Below are 22,947 nucleotides of genomic sequence, written 5' to 3'. Positions count from 1 at the left end.
CGCAGTGAGCGATCTGGGCTTTGTCGTGTGCTTTACATACCCTGCTCGGGCGACGCTGGGGGCTTGCCAGAGAGCAAACCATGGGCTGACTGGCTAGCGTCCCGTGATGCTGATTTTTGGACCTGACAGTCCTTCTTGGCGGGAAAGTTAGCCAAGCGTGCCGTGGCAGGACGTACTTGAATGATGCACCCGCGCTTGTAGGTGGCGTCGAGCAGTAGGCTTTGCAGCGGCAGGATATCCCCGCTCAGGATGCTTTGCGTCAGCGGGCCGAGCTGATAGTCATTGTTGCCCAGCGTCAGCTGTTGTACGCCCTCGGTGCGGATCAGTGCCTGACCAATATTCCCCAAGGTATTGCCAATCACCACTAGCTCGCTCGGTTGCCCACCAGGGTTCAGCACGCTGATTCCGTAGTTGGCGCTTGCGTGGATCTGGTTGTCAAAGATATACGCCCGCTGCAGGTTGTCGGCATAAACGCCACTGGCGTCGTTGTTGCCGATCAGGTTGCCAGTGATAAGCAGTGCGCTATGGGCAGGATCCGAGACGACATTGCGCAGTAGGATGCCACTGCCCCTGGAGGCTCCGATCTGGTTATCCGCAAGCACCAGGCTCCCGCTTTGATCGCTGATTTCAATCCCGGCTTTTTCGGTCTGCAGCAGCGTGTTGTGCTCCACCACGCCGGTACTCGAACCACGGATACGGATGCCGCTCTGGTTGCGCACTTGCTGAATACGGTTATGGCTAAGGAGCAGGCGCGCATCCTGCAGATCGATGCCGTACTGCTGCAGGTTGGTGAAAGTGCTGTGTTCGATCTGGGCCTGGACGGCCTGCAGTTCGACGCTGGAGAGCGCGTCGATCTGACTGTCGCTGATCAGCACCCGCGCCGGCTCTTGCTGCAGCGGCTGGCCGCTACTGCGCGCACTGCTCATGCCTCTGGACAGGTGTGCGTTGTAGCCGAGCTTGCGCAGGGTCGAGCTTTTGATTTCAGTGGTACTGCCGGCCCAGGCCATGATGAACGGACGGAAGGGCCGGTCGGTGACCGTGGGGCTGTCATCGTTCCAGCTCTCCAGCGTGGTATTCACCAGGCTGAGCGTGCCCAGGTTGATCAGCGCAGTCCCGCTGGGGGTAAGCAGGTACAGGTGACTGTCCTTGATCAGCAAGGCGCCGTCGGCTTCGACCATCAAGGGATAGCTGAGCAGGTAGCCATCTTTGTAGCGTTTGAGAATGCGTGGATCAGCGAGGCGTTGGTGCAGTTGTTCGAGGGTGATCTGGCCTTTGCCGATGACCACGGCTTGCGGGTGGCTCGACTGATAGCCGGCAATCGCCCGAAACAGGCCATTGTTGACGAAGGGCTCGAACGGCCAACTGCCCTCCTGGGCGGAGAACATGGTCTGCAACGCGACAGTCGCGGTTGCAGAGGTTGCGCGCGTGCTCCAGTGCGGCAGGCTGCTACGAGCCTGCTGACGAATCCGTTCGGCCTGCGCTTGCTGTACGGCAACGGCGCTCCAGTGCCAATCAGCGCCACTGAGGGGCTGCGCGTAGCTGCTGGAAAGCGTCAGCAGACTCAGGATTAGGCCCGCGGCACTAGCCGCGAGGTGACGGAGGGTCTGGTAAGTCTGAGGCATCTACGGATTTTCCCTGGATGATTGGAAGTGGCTGTAGAGCGGTTTGAGATGGCCGCCAATCTGACCGTAGTTATCGACTTCGCCGTCTTGTGCTGCGTAGAGCTTGCGCGCCCACACGTGTTCGGGATATCGGTTGAGGTAGGGGATCAGCCAGCTCATCTTGTGTGCACCGACTGCCTTCTGGGTCTTGCCTTGCAGTTCTTCCAGGGTTTTCGGCTGCAGCACGGCGCGGGCGGTGAAGTTAGCCAGGAGTTGCAGCTTGCGGCTTTCCTCTGCGGACAGCGGGCGACCATTGAACTGCGCGGCTTCCGCCAGCAACACCAGGGGCACCATGGCGTAATTGCTGTAGTCGGCGGCCAGCTGGCTGCGGGCCACCTCGAGGGGCAGGTAGGCGTAATCGCCGCTAGCCGACAGGGTCATCTGCCTGAAGGCGCGCCTCAGGTTGCTATCGGCCCAGGCCATGAAGTCATCGCGGCCGAGCAGCATGCCGGTCGCCGCCACGGCCCAGCCAGCCCAGTAATCATGGTTGTTGAAAAACTTGAACCCTGGCTGGTGGCGGGGCTGGTACTCGGCAATTACCTGCTCGGCTAGTTGTTCCAACCAGGTTCTCTGTAGGGGCGAAGGTTGCCAGGCGCGATCGCTCAGGGCTTGGGTTTTCAGCAGGGTCGAAGAAATCGCGGCCAATGCCCATTTACGCGAGGCAACGCCGGTGTTGCTGGCGTTTTTGTTTTGCAGGGCGCCGGCGTTGGCCCATGCGCTGAGCCACTGGTCGAGGCACGCCAGTGCGAGCCTGGCCTGCTGCGGTTTTTTCGCGCGTTGGAATTGGTTTGAGGCGCTGACCAGGCCTCCGATGTAACGCTTGATCTGCTTGCCGATCTGGGTGGTTTCCTTGGACTGCTTGGTCAGCAAGGTCGACTTGCTGCTGTCGCTCTGGTCATATTTGCTTTGCAGCTGCAGGTGCCCGGTATAGGCGGCAGGCGCTTTCTTCGGGCAGTTTAACTGCCGATAGTCTGCGGCTTGGTCAACCAGTGCATTCGGCTGCGCCGCCCATATCGACGTGGTCGCATGGGCCGGCAGCTGCGCGAGGCCGAGCAGCAGCAGAGCAACCAGGGATTTAACGCTTAACGACATACTTTGACCTCGAGTGTCGTGGCGCTCGCCAGTGGGGTGGTGGGCTCCATGAATACTGAGAGCAGGTTGGCGTCCTTGAACTCGGCCGCCTGGCTCAACTCCAGGTAATACTGACCACCGCTAACGGCGGCCTGGCGACGCATCCACACTTTGTCGCGGGCGCCATTGTCGTAATAGACGATCAGGTAAAAGTCCTTGACGCTCTTGTCGCCGATCTTGACATCGAGAAAGCCGTTGAGGTTGCCAAGGCTCTGCCGGTCCTGACCGGCGTTGCTGAACAGTTCGATGCGTTCGTTGACTTGCAGCGAGGGCCGCTCGAGTGAGTGGCTCGCCAACGTCTCGGCCTTGGCGCAGCCGCCGTTGATCGCCGGAATTAGCTGCCGATACAGGTAGGGACTGTCGAGGCTGTAGCTAGCGGGCAGTTCCCAGACCAGCATCTTCGGCGGGGCGTCAGGGTTGTAGTTCGGCGAGAGCAGGTATTCGAGTAATGCACCGTCCTGGCCGCCGCCGGGCAGGGCAAAATTGAGGATGTCGACGCCCAGGTATTCCTTGAGGTAACCGTCGAAGTTGTACTGGCGGGTTTCGTCTTCGCGAGCGGCGGAGTTACTGGTGCCGACCAGGATGACCTCGGGATCGGCGTTCTCGTCGAACAAGGTGCTGACATCATCCGAAGCCGGGATGGTGCGGTAGTTTTTGACGAACTGATAACCGAAGGTGTTGTTGCAAATCCGTGCGAGCGCCATGTCGAGGATGCCGTTCTTCGGAATGATCACGCCAGGCTCGGTGCGATAGGCCTTGTGACTCAGTTGCGCATAGAACGGCTGTCGCTTGACTTCGTCAGCTAACACGCGGGCGGTAACCTGAGCTCCGCTGGGGGTCCAGTGCGAGTCGCGGCGGAAGAAATAGTCGGGCTGCGGTGGCTGATCCACCACTTGCAGCATGTCCGGTACCACCGCCCCGCCGGCTCGTAATTGCCGCTGCATCGTAGCCAGGCTGGCGCGGGCCTTGGCATAGTCGAAGCCGTAGGCCTGCGCGGGGCGTACCTTGTCCCGGTGCATCAGGCCGCGGGTCGGCTGCACGGCAATGGCCACGTGCGTGCCCTTGGCCGCGAAGGTCGCCATCAGCCGTGCAAACTCCGGTTGCATGGCCGGAGGAATGCCGAATTCATTGACCAGGTCCACCGAGGAGCGGAACAACCAGCGGTCGTCGCCGGGCGCGATGAAGCGCATCAGCTTCATGCCGCGACCCTGGTACTGGTCAGGATCGGTGACCGCCGAACAGATCAGACACTCCAGGCCATCACAACCCTCGGACGTTTCATCGGCAACGCTCGACAAGCTGCACAGGGCGAGCGCCATAGCCAGAATTTGCTGCAGTGTTTTCTTCATGTGCGGGCTTATTGTCCTGTTGGGCCATGCGCCGGCCTAGCAGCCGATGCAGAAAACCGGTCATCCGTTTACTCGGTCGGGTCGATCGCGTTGGCTTGGCTGATGGTGCGGTAGCCGGCGCCTTGCGGCAGCAGTACGTAACTGTAGGAACGGCCCTTCTTCAAGAACATCTCGTCGAAGGTCGCGACATTCTGGTCGCCGACATAGGCGGCGAAGGCAATCTTGAACTCATTGACCATGCGTCCGCCGGTTTGCGCCTTGTCAATCGCATCGACCACCACGTGTTTGCCGTCCACGGTCTTCAGCGCCGCACTGTTGTCGGTCAGGTTGTAGAAGGCCAGCTGGGCTTTTTTCGGCTCGTTGACGTAGCTGTCCTTGATCAGCGTCAGCTGGCCGTCGGCGTAGAGCAGGGTGCTGGCGGTATTGGCTGGCAGGTCGGGTTGCAGGGATTTGCCGTCGACCATCAGCGTGATCTTGCCGGGCGGGGTGAAACGATAGTTGCCGAGCTGAGCTGGGCCGACTTTCTGCGGGGTCTTCTTGCTGCTGAGGCTGACCTCGACCACCGCGTCGCTCAGGTTGAGTACGCGGATGAACGCCGAGTTGGCCGGTGCGACCGCATCGTAGAGGTCGGCGGCGTTCTCCTTGGCTTGGCTGCTGGTCGCGGCGAGTAAGGTCAGTAGGCACATCAGCCGGCGGGCAAAGGTCTGCATGGGGAAGCTCCTGGAGGCTAGAAATGTTGTGGTTGAACGGCTTGCCAGCTTTTTTCGCCGGCCTGCTGGGCCAGCACGGTGCGAACCGGAAATTCCCAGATCACGGTGTGGATGCTGTCGTTGTCGAACAGTTTGCTGGCGGTGAATTCGGTCATCGCCTGGAACGGCCCGCGGGCCTCGACGGCAACACTGACCAGGTCGTTCTGCAGGGCTTCCTTGAGGAAGCCGAGGAAGTTCCAGTCTTCGATCTTGGTGTAGCTGGAGCCGACCACGGCAATCGACTGGCCGCTATCGCCGAACAGGTTGTCTTCGCTGACGGTCTGCGCCGCGTTGAGCGTCTCGTAGAGCGGGATGATCGCCGGGCGGTAAGGCCAGGGTGCCAGGCGTTGGTCGAACAGGATGTAGTTCATCAAGTCGCCCTTTAGGCTTTTCTCGTCCACTACATGGGAGGCATAGGGGATGGTGCCGCGCAGTTGCGGGTTCTGTCGCGCCACTTCCTGAGCGGCCAGGTTGGCACCGAAGGGACTCCAGTGAGTGTCGGTCTTGAGGAACAGCCGTGAGCTGTCGCGCTGGTTAAGGAAGGCGTCGCGCAGGTTGGTGACCTGGATCTGCCGGTGCTGCAGGGCTTGGCTGAAACGCTGGTAGAGGTCGACTGCCCGCGGGTCGGGGGGCTGCCGGGCATGTTGCGCATAGATATCCAGCTTCATCGGCACTGGCAGCATGATCAGGCGTTTGCCGTGCTCCTGCAGCAGGGTCTGTACCTTGGCGATTTGCTCGACCTGTTGCTGCAGGTTGGCGCTCAGGTCGTTGGGCACCAGGTACTCCTGGCTGGTGTAAAGCCAGCCGTCGTTGCCCAGCACCACGCCTTGCGCGCCTTCGTTGAACAGCAGGTATTGGGTACTGGCCCAGAGCTTGACCGCCGAGTCGCGGATGAAAAACTGCTTGTCGTAACGCTGCTCGAATTTGCGCAGCAGCTTGCCGTCGAGGAACAGTTCGAGGGACTGCGCCTGGGTCTGCGACTTGGAAAAATCATAAACCGCAGGCAGCGAGTAGATGAACATCACCAGCAACAGCGCGCAGAAGGCGATGCCATTTATCTTGCTCGCCGAACTCATCACCGGAAACATGGCAGCACCTCAGAATTGGAAGTACAGGAAGGGAGAGAAGGAATTAGCCGCCAGGCGGCTGATGGCCAACGCGAAGCCTGCCCACAGCAGCAGGGCGCTGAAGCCGCCGACATGCTGCATGAAGTACTGTTCCTTGTTGCCGGCGTAGTAGCGGCTGTTGATGGCACCGGCGATGACCAGCCAGGCGACAGCCACCAGGGCGAAGGAAATGGTCATCGCCGACGTGCCGAACAGGTAGAGATTGAGGGTGCCGATGCCGTTCATGCCGAGCATCGCCGCATAGATACCCAGGCTGTGTTCGAGGTCGCCGGTGAAGAACAGTGGCATGCACGACAAAATCAGGAGCACTGTGCGCAGGTTGCGCAGTGGACTGTAGGGCGTGGTGATCTTGGTCGCCAGGCCAAGCTTGCGTTCGGTCACCATGGCCACACCGAAGAACAAGCCCCAGAGGATGAAGGCGAAGCTGGCGCCATGCCAGAGGCCGGACAGCAGCATGGTGTAGACCAGCGCCACCAGCATGCCGGCCAGGCGCTTGCGCACCATGGGCATGTAGACATAGTCGCGCAGGAAGTCCGCCAGGGTCATGTGCCAGCGCTGCCAGAACTCGGTGACGCTCTGTGCCAGGTAGGGCTGGTTGAAGTTCTCGGCGAAGCGAAAGCCCATCATCATGCCCAGGCCGATGGCCATGTCGCTGTAGCCGGAGAAATCGAAGTACAGCTGCAGCGTCGAAATGAACAGGCCGAACCAGGCGTCGACCAGTTGCGGTGAACCTTCGCCGACGAACAACATGTTCATCGGCGCCAGGGAGTCGGCGATCAGCACTTTCTTGATAAAGCCGAGCATGAACCGGCAGGCGCCCAGGGAGAACAGCTCCAGGGAGTGCGTACGCTGCTTGAGCTGCTTGTCGATCAGGCTGTAGCGCAGGATCGGACCGGCGATCAGTTGCGGAAACAGGGCAATGTAGGCCGCAAAGTCGACGAAGCGGGTGGTTGGTTCGGCATTGCGCCGGTAAATATCGACGATGTAGCTCAGCGCCTGGAATACAAAGAAGGAAATCCCCAGCGGCAGGATGATGTGTTCCAGGGTGAAGGTATCGATACCCAGCGGCTGCAATACCGCGGCGATCACCTCGACCCCGAAGTTGGCGTACTTGAAGTAACCCAAGGTCGACAGGTTGCCGACCACGCCTACGCACAGCAGGCGGAAAGCCAGGGTCTTGTTGCCGGCATCCATGCGCGCCTTGATCTTGATGCCGAACCAATAGTTCCAGTATGAGATGGCGACGAACAGCAAGAGAAAGTCCGGGCGCCACCAGGCGTAGAACAGGTAGCTGCCGAGCACTATCACGTAGGAGCGCCACTGGTCTTTGACTGCGTAATAGCAGAGCAGGAAGACCGGCAGGAACAGAAACAGGAAGATGTTCGAGGTGAAGACCATGGTGTTTCGCCTGTCAGTAGTGCATCACGATACCCAGCGTGAGCTGGTAGTCATCGCCACTAGCGACCGCATCGCCGGCGCGAAAGTAGCTGGCGCTGAGCAAGGTGTTGAGGTCGAGATGCTTGCCCTGGTGAGCGATGGGAAACATCTTCCAGTAGTAATTCACATCGAGCACCTGGCCCACCGAACTGCTGCCGTCGTGGCTGCCGTTGGCAATATTTGCCTGGCGCGTACGGCTCTGCTCACGATCGACGCGTAGCGGCAGGTCGCCCGCGTCATCGCGCAAATAGAGATCGCTGAGGCGAAAGTCCAGCGAGCTGCGCGGAGTCGGCTGGGTCTCCAGGGTGACCCCGTAGTACTTCAGGTTGCGCACGTTGACGTTGATGAACGCGCTGACCAGGCGGGTGCTGTAGCGCTCCAGTTCGACCACTCGATCGGACTGGATGCGGTTCAGGTAGAAACCGTCATTGGCATCGTCCGGCTTATCGGTGATGCCGCCGCGCAGGGCTAGGCGCGGGGTCCAGGGCAGGTCGTTGAAACGCTTGCCGACTTCGCCGAGCACCGCCCAGCCTCGGGTATGGCCATCGTCGCGCAGATTGTTGCTGTCGATGCTTTCGACTGTGCCGTCGAGTGTTGCCAGTTCCAGGTGGTAATCGCTCAGCGGTCGCAGGTCGAGGTTCTGACCGTCGAAGAACAGCCCGGCACGCAGGCCCGTGAAGTCCTGGCGGTCTGCAGGATTTTGATCCGAGTGATCGTCCTCGTAGAGCATGCGTACGCCGACACTGTTGTGCGGGCTCCAGCGCCAGGCGTACTCGCCCATGGCGTAGAAGATGTCCTCGTCGGTGTCGTCGAGATCGTTCACGTCGGTGTTGTAGTAATAGAACTTCTGGCCCATTGCCAGAAAACCGCTGGAGAAGCTGTCCTGGTAGTTGAAACGCACGGATTCGATGGTGTCGTCCCACCAGATGCCGTAGTGGTCGAAGAAACTTTGCCGGCCCAGGGTTACCGAGTAACGGGGGTCATCCCATAGTAGGTTGCGGCGTACATAGAGCTCGCGCAGTTCGGAATAGAAGTACTCCGGTCGCTCACGCTCGGGGCCAGATTGCGGGTTGTTTTCTTGCAGCGAGGTAGAGGCCTGGCTGGTGTCATAGTTGATCCAGGCCCGGCCGAAGACTTGCCATTTGGCCCAGCGATTCTCCGGGGAGTACCAGTGAAACGAGGGTTCATAGCGGTAGCTCTGGAAGCTTTCGCGACGGTTGCCTATCGTCGAGTCCTGAGGGCCGTAGCCGGTTTGCAGGGTCAGCTTGTGGAAGACCTCGGAGGTGATCACCTCATCTTCAACGCCCAGCGCAAGCGCCGGTTCGTCTGCTGCCCAGGCCAATGAGGCCAGCAGTGCGAGTGAAGTAGCGCTGAACCTGAGCGCGTTCAAAGTGTTCATTGGTACACATCCTTGAGCAGTTTGGCCTGGGCGAGCAGCGCTTGCTCGATGTCGTGCTTGGGCATACGTCTTTCCAGCTCTTTAAGCAGGTTGCTGGCACGGTAGTCGCCGTATTCCACCGCGACACTGGCGTAGGTGTAGGCCTTCACTGCGTCGTAACAAATGCCGCGTGCGCTGGAGTAAACCGAAGCCATGCGGTAATACGCAGTCGATGAGCCGCTTGCGGCCATTTCCCTATAGATCGCCAGCGCTTTTTGCTGTTCGGGCTCGTCCAGGCCGCCATGGCTATACAGATCGCCAAGCAGCATGCGCGCGTCGCGGTAATCGGCGGCGATCAGTTCCTCGATCAGCGCCTGGGCCTTGAACGGGTCGAGGGTCGGCCAACTGGTCACCAGGTGCAGGGATACGCGCAGGGCTTTGGCGCGCAAGGGCTGGCTCTGCTCAATGCGCTCGATCAGAGCGGCAGTGTCGCTAGCACTGTGCTCGGTGGGCGAAGAAGTCATGAAGTTGACCTTGGCGACCATCCCCGGCACCCAGCCGCGTTCGACCGCGTTATCCAGCCAGATCAGGGCGTCGCCGCGCAGCGACTCGGCTTCTTCTTCAACCGTGGTCTTGACCTGTTCGATGGCCGCTTTTTGGGCGTCCTGCTCGGCTGGCGGTAGCCGATCCAGTGCGGCTTTAGTCGGTTCGAGCGGGTAGCGCAGGCCCACACTGCGCTCAGCGCTGATGCTGTCTAGCTGCGTGCCGATGCGGTGCACGATTTCGACCGGGATGCTGTCGAGGCGCTCGACCAGAGTCTTGGCGAAACGGGCAAACAGTGGATCTTGCTGTTCGCCGAGCACGGCGTAGTAGCGATCGACGGCCCTGACATCGGTCATCATGGCTCGTTCATAGCCGGCTTTGGCTTGATCGATCTGGCCGAGCCGCTCGGCCAGAATCGCCCGATAGAAGTCACTGCTGCAGTCCACCAGGCAAGACCTGCCGTATAGCTCGATCAGCGACTGAGCCTCTTGCGGGGTAAAGAACTCGGGGTAGGCGACGAAGACCTCAAGGCTGGTGTTGAGGGTTTGCACGTCACGGTTTTGCGCAAATTGCTGCAAGGCCGCCCGAAAGAAATCGCTGTTTTCCCGCCGTAGCCGTGGATTGCGATCCATTAGTCGGGCCATGGACGCGAGCGCCGCAATTTCGCCACGGCCCTCGGCAAAGGCGTTCTTATAGAAGGTTACCGCCTCGTATGTTTGCACCGGGTCTGCCGCCAGTACGTTGGCTAGCAGGTGCTGGGAGGCCAGGTCGCCCTTTTCCGCCAACAGGCGCAAGTCGCCTTCTACCGAGGCAGAGGGATCCTTGAATAGCGCATAGCGGATTTGCTGCAGGCTTTGTCCGGCAATGGCTGATCCGCTGGCACTTGCAGCGAGCAGCACGGCGATTAGCCCGGCGGCATAAGACGGTAAATATCTCATCGATGCGCCTTAGAACTGAGCGATCAGCGGCAGGCCGAGGAACAGTTCCACGGAGACTGGTTTCTGGTACGCGTCGTGCGGCAATGCGCGCTCTGGCTTGATGCTCAGCACCAGGGTCTGGTTCAGCTCGTCCACCGCACTGGCGACGACTGTGCCGCCGACGGGCTCATCGATACCGAAGATTTGCATCTGTACCGAGCTGACCCGGGCGAGCTTGCTCATCTGCTCGAACGGCACCGTGGCTTTGATAAACAGGTCCTCGTCGCGCGGCAGCAGGTGTACCAGCGGCTGGTACTTGTAGGCGTAGCCATCGAGCGTCTTGGCGGGGAAGAACACATCGCAATCGCAGGGGCTGGCGATCACCGTCTCGATCAGGGTGCGGCCCATCAGCAGCTGCATGTCGGTCTGCGACAGGTTGGCCAGCGCCTGAATATCCGATGGCGTGGTGAAGGTGGCGGCCAGCTGACTGGACACGCTGGCCACCGGCTCACCCACCTTGACCTGGACCTGACCGGGTTGCAGCAGGTACTTCACATAGCCGTTATCCGGCATGCTGATCACGTAAGCATTGGCACTGACGATGGCTTGGCTGGCCGGGATGCGGAAGAACAGCAGGTAGCTCTTGTAGAGAATCAGGCTCAGGGCCGCCAGACCCACGGCGAGGAACAGCAGGGTGCCCAGGGCGGCTTTCAGGCGCTCGCCCGAGGTGCGGGCGCTGGCGTGTTTTGTCTTGCGCTCCTTGATGTAGTTCTCACGCTGCATCACGTTGAACAGGCCGTTGATGTCGGCGATATCGCCGGACATGTAAGCTGCGATGATATAGCGCAGGATGTCGCGTTTCTGGCTGTCCAGTTCGACGAACTCGGCGCCGACCTCCCGGCCGCGTTGCGAGACGATCTTCACCTTGGCGTCGATGTTCAGGTCGATCGTGCTCAGCTTGAGGCGGATCGAGGCGTTGAACAGGCTGCCGAGTTTCAGTGGCTGGTCGTACAGCAGACCCATTCCGCCGAGAGAGATGTCCTGGATATTGCATTCGAGACCGCTCAGGCCATGGCCACTGAGGATGGCCTTGGCCGGTATTTTGGTGCGGACGAACTGACGTTCGTCGATGGCCTCGTGAACAACGTTTGCCGCTAAGACAGAGGTGCTACTCATAGCGTTCGCGCCTTTACTTTATGGTTGCGTGAGATCTAGCAGGACCGAAATGACCCCGAAGAAAATGGCAATGGAGGACAGCAGCATCGCCTTCGAAGTCCATCGGTTGAGGGCTGCATCGAAACTGACGCTGCCGTTGCTGAGCGTGGTTTTTTGCCGGGTCCAACTTTGCAGATCCATGTGGAACATGGTGTAAACCTTCATCACCGAGCCGACGATCTGGTTGTAATAAAGAACAAAGGGGTAGATCGGGTCGACCGGGTGCCGCGTGAAGAAAAACAGCAAAGTCACCAGCGTGCGCGATAGCAGAACCCAGAACAGATACAGCAGCAGGTACTGCATGCCGAACAGCAGGCCGGCCACTACCGAGGCACTCAAGCCCATCAGGCAGGTCCACATGGACACGCGCTGGTCATACAGCACGTACATGGTGAAGAGCCCCAGGCGGTCGAGCCCCAGCAGTTTGGTGGCGCGGAAATTCTGCCGCAGCGAATTGCCATACCAGCGGTACATCAACTGCCGGGTCGCGCGCAGGAAGCTGCTGTCGGGCGGATGTTCCACCGTCAGGGTATGGCTGTCGGGCACGTAAAAGGTGTCCCAGCCGGCGCGCATCAGGCTGAGCCAGGACGACTTGTCGTCGCCGGTGAGGAACTGGAAACGGCCGAGGCGCCAATGCTCGAGGAAGTCGGCCTCGACGTCTTTGATGAACTCGGGATTGGTCATAACACTGGCGCGGAAGAACGACAGGCGTCCAGTGAGGGTCAGCACACGGTGGGACAGGGCCATCGAGCACATGTTGATGTGCCGTTGGACGAAGCGCATGGTGTGCCACTCCTTCATCACCTTGCTGCCTTCCACCTCACAGAATTCGTTGGTGGTGATGCCGCCGACGTTGGGTAGATAGGCGAACATGCTCACGGCGCGCTCGACGCAGCCGGGCAGCATCATGGTGTCGCCGTCGACCACGCCGACCACTGCGTTTTCCATAGGCATCTGCCGCGATAAGGCGCGGAAGGCGTGCGCCAGGCCGTCGCGCTTTCCGGTACCGCGGGCGCGCACGATGATCAGCTTGATGTCGGTACGCTCGCGCACTTCCTGGCGCATGATGTCTTTGATGAAGTTCTCGTCACCTTTCTCGACAATCGACGCGATCACCGTGCAGGGCACTGGCAGACGCTGAATTTCCTGGAATACCGATTGGTAGACCTTGAAGGTGGTGTGGGTGGGAATGCGGAAGCTGGTCACCACCATGAACATATGCTCGGGCAATGCTGCCGTCCCCATGTGCTCGACGGCCTTGCGCATCCGCGGAAAGCGCCAGTGCAGGAAATACATGCCGCGCAGGTAGTGAACGATGGCGTTGCCGTAGCGCCACATGCCCAGCGCACCGACCAGGAAGATGAACTTCTGGTGCGAAGGATCCAGGTATGCCGGATCGACCATCTCGGAGGCAAGAGCGATCAAGGCGACAAGGCAAGCCCAGCCACAGAGTTTGGCGAAGACCGCTGAAGTCTCCAGCCTCTCAAATGCACTGACAAAATACTTGAGCATGGGTTGTGCTTCCTCCGTTGAAGCCGTCCTCTGTCGCCGGGCGTTTCGCCGAGCGGCCCCGGATCGGGTCCTTGAATTAGTTGAGAGTGGCGTCGGTGCGTCCGTAGACGTCGTCGAATCGCTCGATATCGTCTTCACCCAGGTAGCTGCCCGACTGCACCTCGATGATTTCCAGGGGGATTTTTCCGGGGTTGGAAAGGCGGTGGACCGACCCAATAGGGATGTAGGTCGACTGGTTTTCCGAGAGCAGAAACGTTTGCTCATCACAGGTCACGCGTGCAGTGCCTGTGACCACGATCCAGTGCTCGGCACGGTGATGGTGTTTCTGCAGAGACAGGCTGGCGCTGGGATTGACTATGATTCGCTTGACCTGAAAGCGGTGACCGCTATCCACGGAGTCATAGCTGCCCCAGGGGCGGTAGACCTGGCAGTGGTTCTGGGCTTCGGGGCGGCCCTGGGCGGTCAAGGTGGTGACCAACTGCTTGACCTCTTGCACCCGGTCCTTGTGAGCAATCATCACTGCATCCTTGGTCTCCACCACCACTACGTCGTCCAGGCCGACCAGAGTGACCAGCTTGCTCTGGCTGTGTACCAGGTTGTTGTGGCTGTCATACAGGACTACATCACCGGTATGGCTGTTGCCATTGGCATCCTTGTCCTGGACGTCCCATAGCGCCGACCAGGAGCCGACATCGTTCCAGCCGGCCGCGAGCGGCACTACGCAGGCGCGCGTGGTCTTTTCCATCACGGCGTAGTCGATCGAGTTGTCCGGGCAGCAGGCGAAGCTGCTCGGGTCGATACGCACGTAGTTCAGGTCGATCTCGCTGCGTTTCAGCGCCAGCATGCAGGTGTCGTAGATGTCGGGGTCGTGGCGTTGCAGTTCTTCGAGGTAGCGGCTGCAGCGGAACAGAAACATGCCGCTGTTCCAGAAGTAGTCGCCTTGTGCGACGAATTCACCGGCAGTGGCCAGGTCGGGTTTCTCGACGAAACGCTCCACGGTCAATACGCCAGTCGGCAGCTCGCTGTTGCTGCTTCCGCTCTTGATGTAGCCGTAGCCAGTTTCCGGGCGTTCGGCGGGCACGCCGAACAGCACCATCTCGCCTTGCTCGGCGGCCTGGCGCGCGACATCGAGGGCCGCATGGAAGACCTCGAGCTCCTCGATTACATGGTCTGCTGGCAGTACCAGCAGCAGCTCGTCACGGCCATCGGCGAGCAGGTGCATGGCGGCGATTGCCACCGCCGGTGCAGTATTACGACCGAAGGGTTCGAGCAGGATCGTTTGCGCACTACAGTCGATGGCGGCCAATTGTTCGCTGACGATGAAGCGGTGCTCTTCGTTGCACACCACCATGGGTTTGCCCATGCCCTCGAGCGCCAGGCGCTGCAGCGTCTGCTGAAACATCGTTTCCGGGCCGGTGAGGGCGAGGAACTGCTTGGGGTAGAGCTTGCGCGAGAGCGGCCAGAGTCGAGAACCGCTACCACCGGACAAAATCAAGGGGATCATGCTGTCACTCCTTTGGTGCATGGATTTGCATCACGTTGGGCAGTGAAGAGGCAGGGCGCTTTGTTGCGGTCCGCGGCAGCCCGAATACCGTTTAATTGTTGCGGGGGCGAGAGTCATTGCGCTTACCAGCAGATACCTTCCTTGGAACCGCTGGAGCTGTGCTGCATGAAGCCAACCAGATCGACGATCTGTTTGTCGTCGCCGGCATTCATCAGTACTTCGGCGAAGCGTGGGTCGCCGTTGCCGAGAATCAGCACGTCGGAAGCCGCGACCACATCTTCGAGTTCGCTACACAGCAGCGAGGAGACGTGGGGGATCTTCGACTCGATGTATTCCTTGTTGGCGCCGAAAACCCGGGCATATTCGACGTTGTTGTCGAATATGCGTAGCTCGTAACCCTTGCCGATCAGCATCTCCGCCAGCTCTACCAGCGGGCTTTCGCGCAGGTCGTCGGTGCCCGCCTTGAAGCTCAGGCCCAGCAGGCCAATCTTGCGCTTGTCGTAGCTGGAGATGATGTCGAAGGCGTTCTGCACCTGAATCACGTTGCTGCGCATCAACGAACCAATCAGCGGCGCTTCGACGTCCAACGAGCCCGCGCGATAGGACAGGGCGCGCACGTCTTTCGGCAGGCAGGAGCCACCAAAAGCGAAGCCGGGCTTCATGTAGTACTTGGATAGATTGAGCTTGTGATCCTGGCAGATCACGTCCATCACTTCGCGGCCGTCGACGCCGCAGGCCTTGGCGATGTTGCCGATTTCATTGGCAAAGCTGACCTTTGTGGCGTGCCAGACGTTGCAGGTGTACTTGATCATTTCGGCGACTTCGATCGACTTGCGGATGATCGGGGCGTCCAGTTCGCTGTACAGCTCCTGGAGCAGGTCGCCCGATTGCGCGTCCAGCTCGCCGATCACGGTCATGGCGGGGAAGTCGTAGTCGTTGATGGCTGTGCTTTCGCGCAGGAACTCAGGGTTGGTCGCCACGCCAAAGTCGACGCCGGCCTGCTTGCCGGAAGCGGCTTCGAGCAGCGGGATCACTACGTTCTTCACGGTGCCCGGCAGTACGGTGCTGCGTACCACAATGGTATGGCGCTCGCTTTTATCGCGCAGTGCTGTACCAATCTGCGTGCAGACCTGCTCCATGTAGCCAAGATCGAGATCGCCGTTGCGCTTGCTGGGTGTGCCTACTGCAATGAACGAGAGCTCACTCGCCAGCACGGCGGCGGCGACGTCGGTGGTGCCATGCAGTCGGCCGGCTTTTACCCCAGCGTCCAGCAGTTCGGCCAGGCCCGTTTCGACGATAGGGGATTTACCCTGATTGATCAGATCGATTTTGGGTTGCGAGACATCGACCCCGATGACCTCATGCCCGCGAGCAGACAGGCAGCCAGCACAGACGGCGCCCACATAGCCCAGGCCAAAAATACTGATTCTCATAAGGTCCCTCTCCAATAATATCCGATGATTAGCAAAATCACTTTTCACCAACTTCCCTGCGATTAAATACAGGGTGCAGATTGCGCAATCGTTACAGTTTCTTCGATTGTTTGGCTGCCACCGTAATTAGTTCGACGGGGATCTTAAGTTGGCTGGCTAAGTGGTTCAAGCAAAACTTGAACCAAATTCGTTTTTTACGATCCTTCTTCTTCTGTAATAATTAAATGCTTATAAAACAATGAGTTAAATATCGACTTATTTAAGGCGCCAATAATATGCTATATTTTTTTATGTAAAATTAATGACGCCAAAAAAATATCAAAGTTCTTGCACAGTTATAATTCGCTGGCATACAGAGTTGCGCCCTGTTTGTGCGTTTTGTGTTGTGTCGGTCGTTGGCAAGTGCTGGGCGTTTGGAGAGTAGACCCTGTCGGAGGGTGCTGGGCTGGGTGGTGAGTTTACTTGGTACTAAGGTGCTGTTATTGGTGATGAATGCTGCGTCTGATAGTTGGGCGTGGTAACTACTGTTCTGAGTTAAATAAATTGATTGTGTAGTGGTGGCAGCGCAAGCAGGGTTCTGTCGGATATTTACAGGGGCAGTGTTGCGCAGTGCGGGAGTTGCCTGATTTTGCTCTTTCGGTATGTATTGAGGTGCCGTCCTGTTGTCGAGAGAGGGTCGGTCAGCTTTATCTCCCGCCGGATATGGGTGCCGATTCCTGAGTTGAGTGTGGGCTCATGCGGGGTATGTCCGCAGGCAGTTGATCCGCGCAAAGCGGCGGGGTGCCGTTGTTGGGGCAGGCGGCGCGCAAGCGCCTGGCGTCGATCTGTCGGGGCCTGCCCGCGAGTCCGCTGCTTAAGCGCAGTGGTGAGCGAGCGGTAACCTTGTTGGCTGGCCTGGCGCTGTGGCCCGAGCAAGGCCACGCGCTGGATGAACTCCTGCATGCGGGCGATGTCGCACTATAGGAGGCAAAACGGGCGGGACGTAACCGCGTGCAGGTATGCATGCAGGCTTAAGCCGTTCCGAATGCCGAGTATGCGCTCCACCCACTCTGGGTTGGAGGCGCTGCCGCCCGTAAAGGGTTAAACTGCGCACGATTTCTTTCCTTCCCGGAGCCATCCATGTCCCGCATCACCCTGAGTCGCTATCTGATCGAGCAGACCCGCAGCCATAACACTCCCGCCGATCTGCGTTTCCTTATCGAAGTGGTAGCGCGGGCCTGCAAGGCGATCAGCCATGCGGTATCCAAGGGCGCCCTGGATGACGTGCTCGGCAGCATGGGCACCGAGAACGTGCAGGGCGAAGTGCAGAAAAAGCTGGATGTAATGTCCAACGAAATCCTCCTCGAGGCCAACGAGTGGGGTGGTCACCTGGCCGGCATGGCGTCGGAAGAAATGGACCAGGCCTACCAGATTCCCGGGCGCTATCCGAAAGGCGCTTACCTGCTGGTGTTCGACCCACTGGACGGCTCGTCCAACATCGATGTCAACGTGTCGGTAGGCACCATCTTCTCGGTCCTGCGTTGCCCCGAGCGCAACGGCGCCACCGGCGATCTTGGCGAAGAAGCCTTTCTCCAGCCAGGCACCGAGCAAGTCGCCGCCGGTTATGCGATCTATGGCCCGCAGACCATGCTGCTGCTGACCCTGGGAAACGGCGTCAAAGGCTTCACCCTGGATCGCGAGCTGGGCAGCTTCGTGCTGACCCACGATGACATCAAGGTGCCGGAAACCACCCAGGAATTCGCCGTCAACATATCCAACCAGCGTCACTGGGAAGCGCCGGTGCAGCGTTATGTGAGCGAGTTGCTGGCCGGTGCAAGCGGGCCGCTGGAAAAGAACTACAACATGCGCTGGATCGCCTCCATGGTTGCCGACGTGCACCGCATCCTCACCCGTGGCGGCGTGTTCATGTACCCGCGTGATGATCGCGATCCTTCGATGCCCGGCAAGTTGCGCCTGATGTACGAAGCCAACCCGATGTCCTTCATCATCGAACAGGCGGGTGGCGCTGCGACCAATGGTACCCAACGTATTCTCGATATCCAGCCGACTTCCCTGCACCAGCGCGTGCCGGTGTTCCTTGGCTCCAAGGAAGAAGTCGAGCGCGTGACCGCCTACCACCAGGAGTGATCCATGCATAAACCTTGGCAGCCGTTGCTCGACTGGTGGTTTGGGCCCGGGACAACGGCCGCCGAGGTGGCGGCGGCGCGTTCCGCACTGTGGTTCGGCAAGCAGGATGGCCAGGACGCCGAGGCGCGTGAGCGATTCGGCGAGCTGGTGGGGCAGGCGCTGGCCGGCGAGTTGCGCGACTGGGCGGAGTCGCCGCGCGGCTGGCTGGCGCTGATCCTGCTACTCGACCAGTTACCGCGGATGATCTTTCGCGGCAACCCGCAGGCCTTCGCCGGCGCTGCCAGGGGCCTGCAACTGGTGCTCGAAGGGCTGGACGGAGAGAAGGAAGAGGCGCTGGCGCCGATTCAGCGGGTGTTCGTCTACCTGGTCCTGGAGCACGCCGAAGACCTGCTGCTGCAGGACGAGGCGGTGCGCCGTTTCGCTCAACTGTTGTCCATCGCGGCGCCTGGCGAGCGCGCCCTGTTCGCCGATTACCTGGATTACGCCGAGCGTCATCAACGGGTGATCGCCCGGTTTGCCCGCTTTCCCCATCGCAATGCCGTACTTACTCGGCCCTCGACCCCGGAAGAGTTGGCTTTCCTGCAGGAACCTGGCTCGCGTTTCTGACGTCCTAATCGGGCAGCTGCTGCGGCGCTGTGCCAAGCTTGTCCTACTTTAAATTCTGGAGTCTGCGCCATGTCGTTGCGCTATTTCGTCGTGCTGTCGGGTTGTGTGCTGCTGGCTGCTTGCAGCAAGGTCAATCAGGATAATTATTCCCAACTCAAGTCCGGGATGAGCAAGCCGGAGGTCGAGCAATTGCTCGGCGCGCCCAGCGAGTGCGCAGGCGCCTTGGGCATCACCAGTTGCACCTGGGGCGACGAGAAGAGCCTTATCAGCGTGCAGTACGCTGGCGACAAGGTGGTGATGTTCTCGGGCAAGGGTCTGAACTAAGGAGTCGAGCATGCGCGTACTCGCGGGGTTATTAGCCGTTGCAGTACTGGCGGGTTGCGCCAACTCGGGTACCGGAGTGGTGCCGCCGAAAACCGTCGACAAGGTCGACCTGCAGCGTTATCAGGGTACCTGGTACGAGCTGGCGCGCTTGCCGATGTTCTTCCAGCGTAACTGCGCGCAATCCGAGGCGCGTTATGCCCTGCAGGACGATGGCAGTCTCAGTGTGAGCAACCGTTGTCGCACCCTCGAGGGCGAGTGGCAGGAGGTTGAGGGCGGGCGGTGCCGCAGGTGGCAGGCAAGACTAGCAAGCTGTGGGTGCGCTTCGACAACTGGTTAGGCGGCCTGCTGCCGGGCGTCGCCAAGGGCGAGTACTGGGTGCTGTACCTGGATGACGACTACCAGAGCGCACTGGTTGGCCACCCGAATCGCGACCACCTGTGGCTACTGGCGCGCAGCCCGCAAGTGGCGCCGGCCATGCGTGACAAGTTGCTGGACGTGGCGCGTGGACAAGGCTATGACACCGCTGCATTGATCTGGCGCACGCCAGACGACCAGTTGCCGCAACCCTGAACAACGCCCGCGAAGGGCGATACCGCGCACTTGAGAAAAATGCCGCTTTCCTTATCAGGACAGCGGCATTTTTCTGGGTCTGCAGCCGTATGCGCTACTGGACGTAGGGCGCGTGGCAGCCCATTGAGCGGGCGCCGCTAACCAAGCAGTTCGCGCAGTACCTGGGCGAAGGCTTGGGCGGTTGCCACTTCGCCGGCATGCTGGCCGTCGCGGACTACCCAGCGACCGCCGACCATGACATCGCGGATCTGCCGTTCGCTGCCGGCGAACAGCCAGCGGCCCAGCAGGGCATCGTCGCTGGCCGTGGCGATATAGGGGTCGTCGCCATCCAGCACCAGCCAATCGGCGCGCTTGCCGACCGCCAGTTCACCCACCGCTTGGCCGAGCGCCTGGGCGCCGCCGGCCAGGGCCGCGTCGTACAGGCTGCGGCCGATCAGCGGTTGATCGCTGCGGTAGAGACGATTGCGCCGTTGGTCGCGCAGGCGTTGGCCGTATTCCAGCCAGCGCAATTCCTCGGTCATGTTGACCGAGACATGGCTGTCCGAGCCGATGCCCAGGCGACCGCCCTGGGCGAGGAAGTCCACCGCCGGGAAGATGCCGTCACCGAGGTTGGCCTCGGTGGTCAGGCACAGGCCGGCCACTGCGCCACTGCGCGCCATCAGGGTGACTTCGTCGGCCTGTGCATGGGTGGCGTGCACCAGGCACCAGCGTTGATCCACTGGCGCGTGTTCATACAGCCATTGCAGGGGGCGGCGACCGCTCCAGGCCAGGCAGTCGTCGACTTCCTTCTGCTGTTCGGCGATATGAATATGGACTGGGCAATCGCCGGCAGTCGCGTCCAGTACGCTCTGGATCTGTTCGGGGCTGACCGCGCGCAGCGAATGAAAACACAGGCCCAGGCGCTGCGCCGGGCGCTGTTCGAGCAGGGGCTGTAAGCGCTGTTGCAGGGCCAGGTAGCTGTCGCTGCTGTGGATAAAGCGTCGTTGTCCCTGATTCGGCGGCTGACCGCCGAAGCCGGAATGGCTGTAGAGCACTGGCAACAGGGTCAGGCCGATGCCGGCATCCAGGGCGGCCTGGCTGATGCGCAGGGCCAGTTCGGCCGGATCGGCGTAGGCCTGGCCCTGGGGGTCATGGTGCACGTAGTGGAATTCGGCGACCGAGGTGTAGCCGGCCTTGAGCATCTCGATATACAGCTGGCGGGCGATCACCTCGACCTGTTCGGGGCTGAGCTGGCCGACCAGGCGGTACATCAGTTCGCGCCAGGTCCAGAAGCTGTCATTGGGATTGCCGGCCACTTCAGTGAGGCCGGCCATGGCGCGCTGAAAGGCATGCGAATGCAGGTTGGGCATGCCCGGTACCACCGGGCCGCGCAGGCGCTCGGCGCCCGCGGCCGAGCCGTCGACGGTGATGCTTTCCAGGATGCCGGAGGTGGAAATTTCCAGGCGTACGTTCTGTGCCCAGCCTCGGGCGAGCAGGGCGCGGGGGCGAAGAATGCAGGCATAATGCTTGTCCACTTGCTGGTGTTTATTTGTATATACATATACAGGTGTTTGTGGCGAGGGTAAACTGCCGGTCAGGCGACAAGGAGAGGTACATGGTTAAAACATTGTCGAAGCCGTCCGCTTTTGCCGGTCAGCTCAGTGAAGCACCGGCGCCGCTGTATGCCCAGGTCAAGCAGATGATCGTCCAGCAGATCCATAGCGGCGCCTGGCCGGCGCACCACCGGGTGCCCTCGGAAAGCGAGCTGGTGGAAGAGCTGGGTTTCAGTCGCATGACCATCAACCGCGCCTTGCGCGAGTTGACCAATGACGGCCTGCTGCTGCGAATGCAGGGCGTGGGCACCTTCGTTGCCGAGCCCAAGGGGCGCTCGGCCTTGTTCGCAGTGAACAACATCGCCGACGAGATCGCTGCCCGCGGCCATCGTCACCAGTGCAAGCTGATTCGCCTGGGCGAAGAGTTGGCCAACCCGGAGCGGGCCATGGCGCTGGATCTGCGCGAAGGCCAGCGGGTGTTCCACTCGCTGATCGTGCATTACGAAAACGATGTGCCGGTGCAGTTGGAAGATCGCTATGTGAATGCGGCGGTGGCCCCCGACTACCTCAAGCAGGATTTTACCCAGTTGACGCCCTATGCCTACCTGTCGCGGGTCGCGCCGCTGACCGAGGGCGAGCATGTGGTCGAGGCGATTCTCGCCGATGCCGAAGAGTGCCGGCTGTTGCAGATCGAGCGCGGCGAACCCTGTCTGTTGATTCGCCGGCGCACCTGGTCCGGTCCACAGGCAGTAACCTCGGCGCGCCTGCTGCATCCGGGATCGCGCCATCGTCTGGAGGGGCGTTTCAGTTCATGAGTCGGATGCAGATCCTGCGCGCGGCCGACTATCCGCGCATGCCGTGGAAGAACGGCGCGGGCAGTACCCTGGAAATTGCCCGTGATCAGGGGGAAGGCCTGGAAGGCTTCGGTTGGCGCCTGTCGATTGCCGATATCGGTGCGTCGGGTGGTTTTTCCGCGTTCAATGGCTACCAGCGCATCATCACCGTGCTGGAAGGTGAGGGTATGTGCCTGCAGGTCGACGGCGTGCCGTCGCGGCCGCTGTTGCCGATCGATCCCTTCGCCTTCGCCGGTGACAGCCGGGTGGAGTGCCAGTTGCTGGCCGGTGCCATCCGTGACTTCAACCTGATCTATGCGCCGCAGCGCTATGCGGCGCGCCTGCAGTGGTTGTCCCTGGAGCGGTCACAGCGGGTGTTCAGTTCGGCGGCTGTCATGCTGCTGTTCAACGCTGCGTCGGCGCTCGAAGTGCGCCTCGCTGATGGCAGTGCAGTGCTCTTGGGGCATTACGACTGCCTGCAGGTTGAGCGTGCAGCCGACTTGGCCGAACTGCAGTTGCAGGGCAGTGCTGCCGGCGTTTGCTGTTTGATCGAATTGACCTCGCGCTAAACCCCCTCATTTCAGTTTTTTTGAGCGGACGTTGTCCGCTACGCCGCGGGGCGCGCCTCCTGCAAAGGGGCACCGAGGACCGCCCCGACGCGCTGCTTTTGCTGATTAGCAATGATCCTCAGCCGCTACCGCCGGCGCCCCTTCGCGAGCGGACCGGGAGGCGAAAATAACGGGTTTACCGCAGTTGTTTGGCGCGCCGAGCCGGAAGCCGCCGTGCTGTGGTCCCTGGCTTGCTTGCGATGGCGCGGGCTGGGGTCCATTGCTAATCAGGTCATTTTCGCTCGTTTTGCGAGCATATTGCCGTTCTATTTGTATATACATAAGGGTGCGTATTTTTCGGGAGTAACGGCCAAAAAACCGGCTTGGCAGGTGTTTGTATCCTCTGTGCCGGTGTAGTGGGTTGTGGGCAAGCGAATTGGCAGTGGGGCAA

The 22,947-nt window shown here is 60.5% G+C and carries 18 protein-coding genes and 1 pseudogene; 6 read left to right on the top strand and 13 right to left on the bottom strand.

Annotated elements, in window-relative coordinates; translation table 11 throughout:
• Positions 1–32: 32 nt before the first annotated feature.
• The 12 genes from B2D37_RS15230 to B2D37_RS15175 all read right to left on the bottom strand — a co-directional run bounded on the left by B2D37_RS15230 (position 33) and on the right by B2D37_RS15175 (position 15,956).
• Complete coding sequence (locus B2D37_RS15230) at positions 33–1,622, bottom strand: right-handed parallel beta-helix repeat-containing protein (protein ID WP_079203481.1); 1,590 nt, start codon at positions 1,620–1,622, stop codon at positions 33–35.
• Positions 1,623–2,753 (bottom strand): polysaccharide lyase, encoded by a 1,131-nt coding sequence (locus tag B2D37_RS15225; protein ID WP_079203480.1) that lies wholly within the window; start codon positions 2,751–2,753, stop codon positions 1,623–1,625.
• Positions 2,744–4,141 carry an alginate biosynthesis protein AlgX gene (locus B2D37_RS15220; RefSeq protein ID WP_079203479.1) on the bottom strand — a complete coding sequence of 466 codons (1,398 nt, stop codon included), beginning with the start codon at positions 4,139–4,141 and terminating at the stop codon, positions 2,744–2,746. The genes B2D37_RS15225 and B2D37_RS15220 overlap by 10 nt, the downstream gene beginning before the upstream one ends.
• Before the next feature lie 68 nt (positions 4,142–4,209).
• Positions 4,210–4,851, bottom strand: coding sequence for an alginate O-acetyltransferase AlgF (locus B2D37_RS15215; protein ID WP_079203478.1), 642 nt, complete (start codon positions 4,849–4,851; stop codon positions 4,210–4,212).
• A gap of 17 nt (positions 4,852–4,868) precedes the next feature.
• The gene (locus B2D37_RS15210; protein ID WP_079203477.1) at positions 4,869–5,978 is read right to left on the bottom strand and encodes an alginate O-acetyltransferase; all 1,110 of its coding nucleotides are present in this window, start codon (positions 5,976–5,978) and stop codon (positions 4,869–4,871) included.
• A gap of 9 nt (positions 5,979–5,987) precedes the next feature.
• Positions 5,988–7,415, bottom strand: a complete 1,428-nt coding sequence (locus B2D37_RS15205) for an MBOAT family protein (protein ID WP_079203476.1) — start codon at positions 7,413–7,415, stop codon at positions 5,988–5,990.
• 13 nt (positions 7,416–7,428) lie between these two features.
• The gene (locus B2D37_RS15200; protein ID WP_079203475.1) at positions 7,429–8,853 is read right to left on the bottom strand and encodes an alginate export family protein; all 1,425 of its coding nucleotides are present in this window, start codon (positions 8,851–8,853) and stop codon (positions 7,429–7,431) included.
• Positions 8,850–10,313 (bottom strand): sel1 repeat family protein, encoded by a 1,464-nt coding sequence (locus B2D37_RS15195; protein ID WP_079203474.1) that lies wholly within the window; start codon positions 10,311–10,313, stop codon positions 8,850–8,852. Before B2D37_RS15195 ends, B2D37_RS15200 begins: the two co-directional genes overlap by 4 nt.
• 9 nt (positions 10,314–10,322) lie before the next feature.
• Complete coding sequence (locus B2D37_RS15190; protein ID WP_079203473.1) at positions 10,323–11,468, bottom strand: PilZ domain-containing protein; 1,146 nt, start codon at positions 11,466–11,468, stop codon at positions 10,323–10,325.
• An 18-nt stretch (positions 11,469–11,486) separates the two neighbouring features.
• Positions 11,487–13,019, bottom strand: coding sequence for a glycosyltransferase (locus tag B2D37_RS15185; protein WP_079203472.1), 1,533 nt, complete (start codon positions 13,017–13,019; stop codon positions 11,487–11,489).
• Positions 13,020–13,095: 76 nt separating this feature from the next.
• Positions 13,096–14,523 carry a mannose-1-phosphate guanylyltransferase/mannose-6-phosphate isomerase gene (locus B2D37_RS15180; protein ID WP_079203471.1) on the bottom strand — a complete coding sequence of 476 codons (1,428 nt, stop codon included), beginning with the start codon at positions 14,521–14,523 and terminating at the stop codon, positions 13,096–13,098.
• 122 nt (positions 14,524–14,645) lie between these two features.
• The gene (locus B2D37_RS15175; RefSeq protein WP_079203470.1) at positions 14,646–15,956 is read right to left on the bottom strand and encodes a nucleotide sugar dehydrogenase; all 1,311 of its coding nucleotides are present in this window, start codon (positions 15,954–15,956) and stop codon (positions 14,646–14,648) included.
• Between the two features lie 1,119 nt (positions 15,957–17,075).
• On the opposite strand from B2D37_RS15175, the gene B2D37_RS15165 reads away from it, so the two are divergent.
• The 4 genes and pseudogenes from B2D37_RS15165 (at position 17,076) to B2D37_RS15150 (ending at position 19,583) form a co-directional block, all read left to right on the top strand.
• Entirely contained in the window at positions 17,076–18,083 is a 1,008-nt protein-coding gene (locus B2D37_RS15165) for a class 1 fructose-bisphosphatase (protein WP_079203468.1), read from the top strand.
• 3 nt (positions 18,084–18,086) lie between these two features.
• Positions 18,087–18,689 (top strand): DUF924 family protein, encoded by a 603-nt coding sequence (locus tag B2D37_RS15160; RefSeq protein ID WP_079203467.1) that lies wholly within the window; start codon positions 18,087–18,089, stop codon positions 18,687–18,689.
• Between the two features lie 69 nt (positions 18,690–18,758).
• Positions 18,759–19,013, top strand: a complete 255-nt coding sequence (locus B2D37_RS15155) for an outer membrane protein assembly factor BamE (protein ID WP_079203466.1) — start codon at positions 18,759–18,761, stop codon at positions 19,011–19,013.
• A 10-nt stretch (positions 19,014–19,023) separates the two neighbouring features.
• Positions 19,024–19,583 (top strand): annotated as a pseudogene (locus tag B2D37_RS15150) (lipocalin family protein).
• A gap of 137 nt (positions 19,584–19,720) precedes the next feature.
• Here the strand turns inward: B2D37_RS15150 and B2D37_RS15145 are convergent.
• A complete protein-coding gene (locus tag B2D37_RS15145) occupies positions 19,721–21,076 on the bottom strand; it encodes a formimidoylglutamate deiminase (RefSeq protein WP_079204997.1) in 1,356 nt (451 codons plus the stop codon).
• Between the two features lie 101 nt (positions 21,077–21,177).
• Here B2D37_RS15145 and hutC point away from each other — a divergent pair, with 101 nt between their 5' ends.
• Positions 21,178–21,930 (top strand): histidine utilization repressor, encoded by a 753-nt coding sequence (gene hutC, locus B2D37_RS15140; protein ID WP_079203465.1) that lies wholly within the window; start codon positions 21,178–21,180, stop codon positions 21,928–21,930.
• Positions 21,927–22,517 carry a HutD family protein gene (locus B2D37_RS15135; RefSeq protein WP_079203464.1) on the top strand — a complete coding sequence of 197 codons (591 nt, stop codon included), beginning with the start codon at positions 21,927–21,929 and terminating at the stop codon, positions 22,515–22,517. The genes hutC and B2D37_RS15135 overlap by 4 nt, the downstream gene beginning before the upstream one ends.
• Positions 22,518–22,947 lie beyond the last annotated feature (430 nt).

The sequence above is a fragment of the Pseudomonas sp. CC6-YY-74 genome (genome assembly GCF_002025205.1).
GTDB lineage: Bacteria > Pseudomonadota > Gammaproteobacteria > Pseudomonadales > Pseudomonadaceae > Aquipseudomonas > Aquipseudomonas paeninsulae.
Note: the sequence above shows the minus strand (reverse complement) of the source record. Positions and strands in the feature narration are given on the sequence as shown.

Excerpts from the sequence above, each read along its gene's own strand:
- B2D37_RS15155 (WP_079203466.1), top strand. The coding sequence starts at position 18,759 with ATGTCGTTGCGCTATTTCGTCGTGCTGTCGGGTTGTGTGCTGCTGGCT.
- B2D37_RS15230 (WP_079203481.1), bottom strand. The coding sequence starts at position 1,622 with ATGCCTCAGACTTACCAGACCCTCCGTCACCTCGCGGCTAGTGCCGCG.
- B2D37_RS15195 (WP_079203474.1), bottom strand. The coding sequence starts at position 10,313 with ATGAGATATTTACCGTCTTATGCCGCCGGGCTAATCGCCGTGCTGCTC.
- B2D37_RS15180 (WP_079203471.1), bottom strand. The coding sequence starts at position 14,523 with ATGATCCCCTTGATTTTGTCCGGTGGTAGCGGTTCTCGACTCTGGCCG.
- B2D37_RS15225 (WP_079203480.1), bottom strand. The coding sequence starts at position 2,753 with ATGTCGTTAAGCGTTAAATCCCTGGTTGCTCTGCTGCTGCTCGGCCTC.
- B2D37_RS15135 (WP_079203464.1), top strand. The coding sequence starts at position 21,927 with ATGAGTCGGATGCAGATCCTGCGCGCGGCCGACTATCCGCGCATGCCG.
- B2D37_RS15210 (WP_079203477.1), bottom strand. The coding sequence starts at position 5,978 with ATGTTTCCGGTGATGAGTTCGGCGAGCAAGATAAATGGCATCGCCTTC.
- B2D37_RS15205 (WP_079203476.1), bottom strand. The coding sequence starts at position 7,415 with ATGGTCTTCACCTCGAACATCTTCCTGTTTCTGTTCCTGCCGGTCTTC.
- B2D37_RS15185 (WP_079203472.1), bottom strand. The coding sequence starts at position 13,019 with ATGCTCAAGTATTTTGTCAGTGCATTTGAGAGGCTGGAGACTTCAGCG.
- B2D37_RS15215 (WP_079203478.1), bottom strand. The coding sequence starts at position 4,851 with ATGCAGACCTTTGCCCGCCGGCTGATGTGCCTACTGACCTTACTCGCC.
- B2D37_RS15165 (WP_079203468.1), top strand. The coding sequence starts at position 17,076 with ATGTCCCGCATCACCCTGAGTCGCTATCTGATCGAGCAGACCCGCAGC.
- hutC (WP_079203465.1), top strand. The coding sequence starts at position 21,178 with ATGGTTAAAACATTGTCGAAGCCGTCCGCTTTTGCCGGTCAGCTCAGT.
- B2D37_RS15220 (WP_079203479.1), bottom strand. The coding sequence starts at position 4,141 with ATGAAGAAAACACTGCAGCAAATTCTGGCTATGGCGCTCGCCCTGTGC.
- B2D37_RS15160 (WP_079203467.1), top strand. The coding sequence starts at position 18,087 with ATGCATAAACCTTGGCAGCCGTTGCTCGACTGGTGGTTTGGGCCCGGG.
- B2D37_RS15175 (WP_079203470.1), bottom strand. The coding sequence starts at position 15,956 with ATGAGAATCAGTATTTTTGGCCTGGGCTATGTGGGCGCCGTCTGTGCT.
- B2D37_RS15190 (WP_079203473.1), bottom strand. The coding sequence starts at position 11,468 with ATGAGTAGCACCTCTGTCTTAGCGGCAAACGTTGTTCACGAGGCCATC.
- B2D37_RS15200 (WP_079203475.1), bottom strand. The coding sequence starts at position 8,853 with ATGAACACTTTGAACGCGCTCAGGTTCAGCGCTACTTCACTCGCACTG.